The following is an 8,174-nucleotide window of genomic DNA, read 5'->3' on the forward strand; positions in this document are numbered from 1 at the left end:
CGACTCGGTGTTGTTATGATCCCGTAGGGGGTCAAGGTGAGCGGACAGGGTCGTATGCAACTGCGCGGTCGGCACCGCGAGTGCAATGCGCTTGAAGAGCTGGCGTCGAAAGTCGAGGCCGGACAGAGCTCAGCTCTTGTCCTACGCGGTGAAGCCGGAATAGGAAAGTCTGCCCTGCTCGATCACCTGGCCGGGTACGTCGCGGGATACCGCGTCGCTCGCAGTGCGGGTGCCGAGTCGGAGATGGAACTCCCGTTCGCAGGCCTGCACCAGTTGTGTGCACCGTTCCTCGGTCACGTCGTCTCTCTTCCGCCTCCGCAGCAAGAAGCGCTGACCACTGCGTTCGGGGTCAGCGCCGGCCCACCACCGGACCGGTTCCTGGTCGGTCTCGCCGTACTCGGACTGCTGACCGAGGTGGCCGCCGAGAAGCCGCTGTTCTGCTTGGTGGACGACGCGCAGTGGCTCGACCGGGTATCCGCACAGACCCTGGCCTTCGTGACACGGCGGATGCTCGCTGAACCCCTCGCACTGGTGTTCGCCACGCGTGAACTGAAGGCACGCGACGAGTTCGCCGGACTGCCCGAACTGACGATCGACGGCCTCGACAACAGCGACGCCCTCGCGCTTCTGGCTTCGGAGGCCGGCGGCCCCTTGGACGAACGAGTCCGCGACCGAATCCTCGCCGAAGCCCGCGGCAACCCCCTCGCACTTCTGGAACTTCCGCACAGCCGGGAAGAGACAGAACCCATTGACGGATTCGGCCTGCCGGACCCCGGACCGGTGACCGGCCGCATCGAGCGGAGCTACCTCGAGCGGGTGCGCTCGCTCCCGCCCGCGACGCAGCGACTGCTGCTGGCAGCCGCCGCCGAACCGATCGGCGACGTGACACTCCTCAGACGCGCAGCGGCGCTCCTGGACATCGATCCTCAAGCGGCAGGCCCGGCAGTGGCAGCGGGGCTGTTCGACATCGGTGCTCTGGTGCGTTTCAAGCATCCGCTTCTGCGCTCGGCAATCTACCGGTCGGCCGAACTCGCGGAGCTGCGAGAGATCCACCGCGTCCTGGCAGAGGTGACCGACCCCGGCCACGATCCCGACCGTCGTGCATGGCACCTGGCACGATCAACCGTGCGGCCCGACGAGGCGATCGCCGCCGAACTGGAGTCATCCGCCGCGCGAGCGCTGGCGCGCGGCGGCACCGCCGCGGCCGCGGCGTTTCTCGCACACGCGGCTGTATTGACTCCGCAGCCACAGCGGAAGGCGACGCGTGCCCTCGCGGCAGCTCAAGCCAAGCTTCGCGCCGGTGCACCAGCCGCGGCACGTGATCTGCTGGCCCTCGCCGAGAGCGGAGTCCTGGACGAGATCGGTCACGCTCGCGTGCACCTCACCCACGCTCAGATCGCCTTCGCCGGCAGCCGCGGCGCCGAAGCGCTCCCCCTCCTGCTGGCCGCCGCGCAGCGCTTGGTCCCGCTCGACGTCGGCCTGGCTCGCGAGACGTTTCTGGACACCGTGTCAGCGGCTATGTTCGCAGGGCGGCTCGCTGTTGGGGCCACGGTGCGAGAGGTGGCGGAAGCAGCGCACAGGACGTCACGTTCCCACACACGGCCGCCACGCAACGCCGACCTTCTCATGGACGCCTTGGCCACCCGGTTCACCAGTGGGTATCGTGCAGCCGCCGCCGGCTTGCGGGACGCGGTGAGCGCGCTCCGCCGGGAGACCGACCCCGAGCAGGTCCTGCGCTGGTCATGGTTGGCCTCCGCCCTCGCTGCCGAGATGTGGGACGACGAAGGTTGGACCGAGCTGGCGACACGCCACGTGCAGACCGCCCGCACCGTCGGCGCACTGACGGAGTTGCCACTCGCACTCAACTCGCGGGTGGTCGTTCACACGTACGCCGGTGAACTGGACGCGGCGGCACTACTCATCGCGGAGAGTCTCAGTGTCCAGGAGGCGGCCGGCAGCAACAGCTTCACGCCCTACGGAGCGCTTACCCTCACCGCCTGGCAAGGAAGGGAACGCGAGGCCGCAACGCTGGTGAGGACCAGCCTGGACGACGCCATGAATCGCGGTGAAGGCGTCGGCGTGTCAGTCGCCCATGGGGCGGCTTCCGTGCTCTACAACGGTTTGGGCCGATACGAGGAGGCCTTCGACTCCGCCCGTCAGGCGAGCGCGCACCCGCAGGATCTCGCCGTGTACCACTGGGGATTGACGGAGCTGGTGGAGGCCGCAGTGCGCAGCGGCAACCGCGAGGCGGCCGAGGCCGCACTGGCCGAACTGACCCGGGCCACCGAAACCGCGGCCACGGACTGGGCCTTGGGGGTCCAGGCACGCTCGCGGGCTCTGCTCTGTCAGGAGGACTCTGCCGAAGAGCTCTACCGCGAGGCTGTTGAGCGACTCGGACGTACTCGTGTCAAGACGGATTTGGCACGGGCACACCTGCTGTACGGCGAATGGCTGCGACGGCAGAACCGCCGCGTCGACGCCCGCGAGCAACTTCGCGTGGCGCACACCCTCTTCAGTCAATTCGGCGCCGGCGCGTTCGCCGAGCGCTCCGTCCGCGAACTGCGGGCCGCCGGCGAGTCCGTGACCCGGCGGACCGGTGCCGCCCCGGCGACGCTGACCCCTCAGGAAACGCAGATCGCGCAGCTGGCCCGTGCGGGACTCACCAACACCGAGATCGGCGCACAGCTGTTCCTCAGTCCGCACACCGTGGAATGGCACCTGCGCAAGGTGTACGCCAAACTCAACATCACTTCTCGCCGGCTTCTGCACACGGCGCTCTGACCGGTACGCCGCTCCGGACCCACTGATCTCGGCAGTGATGGAGCCGCTGGCCACCGACGCGAGACCAACAGTCCAGCGACTTGACGGACCAGCCCAGGGACTGTCCAGTCCACGGGGGGCCACGAAGCCACCTACGCCCTGTCAAGGGCGCGACCAGGTGCCTCTCTGCGTGAACCTGATGTCAGCCGCCCTTCAAGGGGGAAATCGCTGACTCGGTCCGGTCGACACTGCAAACGCCCCGCGTCTCTAAGAAAAGGGACGGTAACCAATCCATGGGGTAGACCAGAAACGGCGCCGATGAGTCCGACCACGCTCTTACGCGGCCTGCACCCCGGCCGGCCTCGTGGCTCGAGCTGTCGGTCCGGTCTCCGCCAGGAGTGCCTGCTCCAGGCGGGCCAGATCGCCTCCCTGTGCCGCCGCGAGGAAGGCCTGCACAAGACGGCGATGGCTGATGCAATCCACCGGTTGCCGGTGACGCTTCGCACCGAGTCGCCGCTGTGCGCGAGTGACCTGCTGCCTGGCGTTGACGACGCTGAGATGCAGAAGGCCGGCAATCCGCTCATACGGATAACCGAACCCCTCCCGGAGGACGAAGGCTGTGCGCTGCGGAGGTGTCAACGTCTCCAGAAGCAGAGAGACCGCTCGCTCCACGGTGTCTTGCTGCTCGGCTCCTGATTCCGGGCTGGGGCCCGGGTCCAACGCCTCCGGAAGCCAAGGAGTGGCGCTGCGTTCCCGGCGTCTGTACGCCGATTGAACCGAGTTGATCGCCAGCCTGACGGTGATCGTCCGCAACAGCGCCTGGGGTCGTCGCACGGATGTTCGATCTGTGCACTGCAGTCGCAGCCATACCTCCTGGACCACCTCTTCGGCCTCGCTCTCGTTGTCGAGGATGCGATAGGCGATCTTGAGGAGTGCCGGCCGATCTCGCAGGTACATGGACGCCGCATCCTCCAGATCGTCAATGGCCGTGGGCGATGCGTGACCGCCGGCCATCGGCGGTCGTCCGGCTTCGAGCAGGTACCTGTCCATGGTCGGAACCTCCGCTGGGTGGGTCAGCAACCTGGAAATTCGAGCTGCGACCAACCTCGCGCCGAACCCGCGTGGCCCGCGCCTTCAAGGCTCCGTGGGACCCCGTGGGGAACTGCGTGGTGATGCCGTGGTGAGTCCGTGGGCGCCCCGCTCAGCCGTGGGCTTGGACAGGACCTGCGCCGAGCGCGGTCGATGTGTTGAACACGGCTAGCGTGTGGCCGTCAGGCCTTCCGGCCGCACCGAAGAGATCTCTTTGCGCGAGGAGATACCCAACTTCGCGAACACCTTGCGCAAATGCCAATCGACCGTATGAGGGCTGAGGAACAGTCGGGCGCCGATCTCCGGGTTGGTGAAACCCTCCTTGGCAAGCCGCGCGATCTCGACTTCTTTTGGCGTGAGGACCGCCGGCGCGACTGAGGCTCGTTTGCGCACCTTGGCTCCCGCAGCCTGGAGCTCACGTCGTGCGCGCTCCGCGAATGCCTCGGCGCCCGCCTCGCTGAGCATCTCGTGCGCTTCGCTCAGCCGTTCACGAGCGTCCGCCGATCGGCCTTCACTTCGCAGCCATTCACCGTACCTGAGTCGGGCGCGGGCGCTGTCCATCCGGGCCTGCGTCCTGTCGAGCAGCTCGATGGCTTCTCGGTGCAGATCCTCGGCTGCCCCTCCATCGCTCACCAGGGCACGGGTAGCGGCCGAAATACCGAGTGCCCAGGTGGTTTTGCTGGCCTGGGCCATCTCTTCGATCATCCGCGCGGCTTCGGCCGCCCTGGTTGTTCGCCCCAACCGTACGGCGGCTTCGACAAATTCCACCCTGGACTGGAGGGACAAGCCGAGTTCCTGCGGGTTCTCGCATCCACGTTCTGCGCACGCGTAGGCCTCTTCGTATCGCCCAAGGCCGTTGTAGAGCACCGCCAAGGCCCATTGCGTGGCTGTCGTCACCTTCCCCTCGTCCTGCAGGAGACGGTCTTGCGTGAGCGCTTCGATCGCCTGACGGGTCGTGGACTCCCGTCCCTTGAAAGGTTCCAGAACCAGTGCGCCGTAGTGCGCGAAGAAAGTGCTGCCCGTCGCCTCACCGATCGCGTTCGCCTCCGCGACAAGGGAATCGGCGCCCCGCAGGTCGCCGGCGAATGCCCGATTCGACAGACGGAGCAGGAGGGATGACGGCAGAAAAGCGAGGGCTCCTGTGTCGCGGCCCATGCCGACCAGCCGGGCGGAGAGCTCGGACCAAGCGTCGAAGTCCCACGTCGTGTGAGCCATACGGCACACGAGCGGGAGCCACCCAAGACCGTCCTCCGGCGCGACCTCATCCGTGCGGAAGGCGGCCACAGCCTCCATGAGAACTGGCGCACCAGCGGCGTAACCTTCGGTGATCACCCGTGCGACACCCTGCAAGAGGAGATCCTCACGGGTCGGGGGGTGAGTCAAGGAGGGTGCGCTCAGCACCGCTTCTGCAACGTCGCGGACGCCCCCCGCGGCCAGTCGGCCTGCGGTCAATGCCGCGTAGAGGGCGTCCCGGTAGGTCTCACGGGCGAGCTTGGCGTCGAATGACTGGAGCCGCTCGGCAGCTTTGAGCAGCAGCGGTAGTCCGGCACTGGCACTTTGGGAGACGGAGATGATCTGCCCGCGGAGCAGCATGGCTTGCGCGGACCTGACGTCGTCGAGGCGACTCAGTTCCGCCGCGTCGACCAGTTCCCGCGCAACGTCGAAAGCGCCTGCTCGATACTTGGCCTGCGCCGCAGCCAACGCCCGAGGCCCCCAGCGTGCGGGGTCCGAGGTCAGTTCGGTGGCTCGCTGGAGGAAAGCTGCCGCCGTGGCGATTCCGCCGCGCAGTTGCGCGCGCCCGGCCGATCTCTCCAATTCGGCGGCCACGGCTTCGTCCGGCCCCGCCGTCGCGCTCGCCAGGTGCCAGACACGGCGTTCCGGATCGAATTGCGCGTCGATCGAGTCCGCCAGGGCCTTGTGGACCCGTCGCCGTTGTTCGAAGTCGGCGGCGCGATACGCAGCAGACCGAACCAACGGGTGGCGGAAGCGAACCCACGTACCAAATGAGATGAGTCCGGACGTTTCGGCGCTGGCCTCGGCAGTGCTCACAGCGATTCCGAGACGTTCAGCAGCCCGCCGCAGCAAGGCCACATCACCGACCGGTTCTGCAGCGGCGATGAGCAGCAGTTGTCGCGTTTCCGCCGGGAGCGACTGGACGCGACGGAGGAAACCGTTCTCGATCTGGCTGGACAGTGGGCGGCGCTCGAGCCCTGCGAGCCCTCCTGCCAATTCGACTGCGGTCAGGCCCCTCGGCAGTTCCAGAAGTGCCAGCGGATTGCCGCGCGTTTCGGCCACGATGCGGTCCCGCACGCGCCGGTCGAGCGGGCCGGTGATCACCGATTCGAGGAGCCTGCGGGAATCACTGTCGCTCAACCCGCGCACGTGAAGCTCTCGCAGGTCGGTGAAAGCCTCGCGAGGGCCGGACTCACGGACGGCGAGAACGAGCAGAACCGATTCGGCAAGCAGCCGACGAGCTACGAACTCCAGCGTCTGGGCCGACACGCGGTCCAGCCATTGCGCGTCATCCACGAGACAGACGAGCGGCTCGTCACCAGTAGCGCCGGCAAGCAGACTGAGAGTGGCCAACCCCACCAGAAAACGATCAGGCGCGTCACCGGCCCGCATCCCGAAAGCCGCGCGCAGCGCGTTCTGCTGCGGTTCGGGGAGATCATCGAGGTGGGACAGCAGTGGAGCGCAGAGTTGGTGCAGGCCGGCGTAGGAGAGCTCCATTTCGGACTGGACGCCGGCTGCCCGGACGACGCGGCACCCGCCGGCACGCTCGATCACGTAGTTCAGCAGTTCGGTCTTCCCGATGCCTGCCTCACCCCGCACGACCAGGACCCCGCTCTGCCCGGCCCTGGCTTCTGCCAAGAGGTGGTCGAGATATCGGCACTCGCTCCGGCGCCCGACGAGCCCGGCCCGCGCTCCGTCTCTCCCCATGGCAGCCTCCCGGCTGTCACCATACCCTCGGCCTCGTGTACACGCTGTCTCAAAATCTATCCCTACTCACACGACAGGACCATGAGTGTTCGCGAGCCGTATCCATCAGCCCTGGCCTGTAGCCCCCTGCTTCGATCGGCTCGCCTCCTCTGTCAGCAGTGCACGCCGGAGCGTGGGGCGCGCAGCGAGCGAGGGCGCGATCTGGGTGCTTCCGAGCCGCGGCGTGCGGAAGGCCGGCGGTCGACAACCGACCCCTGCGTCTCCCGAGAACTCGGCAAGGCCGCAGAGCAGCATCCGCGGCCCTGCGGCCGCCCTCCTCCACAGGCAGAAGAGCCGAAACCAGAACACTACTGGTCAGCCGTGAGTGGACCTCGGCAGTAGGACACCATCGACGTACAGGTCGACGTGCTCGTTGTAGAAGGCAGTAAGCCCCGCGATGCGGTTGGCGTGAATGGTCGGAAAGTCGTAGCCCCAGGCGATGTCCTCATGGGAGGACCTGTCGCTGTCGAAGGACCAGTAACTGCTCGTCGTCCCCTTGTAGGGACATCGGGTCATGGTGTCTGAATGCCGCAGTCGGGTCCAGTCGACGTAGTTGCGATCAAGGTAGTAACGGGTGGGCAGGCCCGTTTCAAACAGTTTCACACAATTGGGGGCCTCCGCCAGCACCACACCATCCAGCTCCACACGAACGCTGCTGGTGGAACGCAGGGCGTCCACACGGGAGTAGGGGCTCCTGGGATGAACGAAGACGGGCTCGTCTTCCTCGAACCACGCATCCAGGGCCTCCCACTCGAAGCGTACGGTGTCATGCAAGGGTCCCGGGGCGCCCTCGCCCCAGAGCCAGGCCGCGCCTGCGCGGACGTGAGGGCCTACCCGCAGAGTGTGTCGGTGTGCCGGTCCGGCACCGAGCTGTTCCGTGTGGTTGTCGTCTTGGAGCACACCGTCCACGAGGTCCTCGATCGGGATGCTGAACTGAGGGTAGGCCTGCCATTCCCACACGTACAGGGCACGGCGGGTGTCGAAGGCGACGTGGCCACCGATCGTGCCGCGGATACGGCGGGGCACGGGCTCGACGTGCCCGATCGGAACGATCAGGCTTGGATGCAGAACACTCTCGGTTGCCATGGTGATCACCTTGGTTGATTCGCCGGCTGTGCGCCCTCCGGAGAAAGGGCCACACATCCACTCAGTTGATGCTCTGGGGTGGGCCTGGTGGTGCGTCACCAGGTTGTTGTCACATGGTGTCCCTGCTCGATGCAATCTGCTGGGACACGTGGAGTCGAGGTCAGGCGGTGGGTCGCGGGGCGCGGAGGTGGGCGCGCTGCTTGAGTTCCTCTTCGTCGACGAGTTCGAGCATGGGCTTGCCCGGCGCGCACATCATGGTG

The 8,174-nt window shown here is 67.0% G+C and carries 4 protein-coding genes and 1 pseudogene; 1 reads left to right on the plus strand and 4 read right to left on the minus strand.

The window, feature by feature from the left end; all coding sequences use genetic code 11:
• Positions 1–54 precede the first annotated feature (54 nt).
• On the plus strand, positions 55–2,781 hold the full coding sequence (locus tag ABZZ74_RS13120; RefSeq protein ID WP_356764152.1) for an AAA family ATPase: 2,727 nt from the start codon (positions 55–57) through the stop codon (positions 2,779–2,781).
• Positions 2,782–3,096: 315 nt separating this feature from the next.
• On the opposite strand, the gene ABZZ74_RS13125 is transcribed toward ABZZ74_RS13120, so the two are convergent.
• The 4 genes and pseudogenes from ABZZ74_RS13125 to ABZZ74_RS13140 all read right to left on the minus strand — a co-directional run.
• Positions 3,097–3,810, minus strand: a complete 714-nt coding sequence (locus ABZZ74_RS13125; RefSeq protein ID WP_356764154.1) for a sigma-70 family RNA polymerase sigma factor — start codon at positions 3,808–3,810, stop codon at positions 3,097–3,099.
• Between the two features lie 207 nt (positions 3,811–4,017).
• Positions 4,018–6,789: an AAA family ATPase gene (locus ABZZ74_RS13130; RefSeq protein ID WP_356764156.1), complete on the minus strand. Its 2,772-nt coding sequence runs from the start codon at positions 6,787–6,789 to the stop codon at positions 4,018–4,020.
• A 354-nt stretch (positions 6,790–7,143) separates the two neighbouring features.
• Positions 7,144–7,914: a DUF427 domain-containing protein gene (locus tag ABZZ74_RS13135; protein ID WP_356764158.1), complete on the minus strand. Its 771-nt coding sequence runs from the start codon at positions 7,912–7,914 to the stop codon at positions 7,144–7,146.
• Between the two features lie 160 nt (positions 7,915–8,074).
• A pseudogene (locus ABZZ74_RS13140) lies at positions 8,075–8,174 on the minus strand (cupin domain-containing protein); the annotation flags it as partial.

The organism is Streptomyces sp. NPDC006476 (assembly GCF_040612015.1).
In the GTDB taxonomy this organism is placed as follows: Bacteria; Actinomycetota; Actinomycetes; order Streptomycetales; family Streptomycetaceae; genus Streptomyces; species Streptomyces griseorubiginosus_B.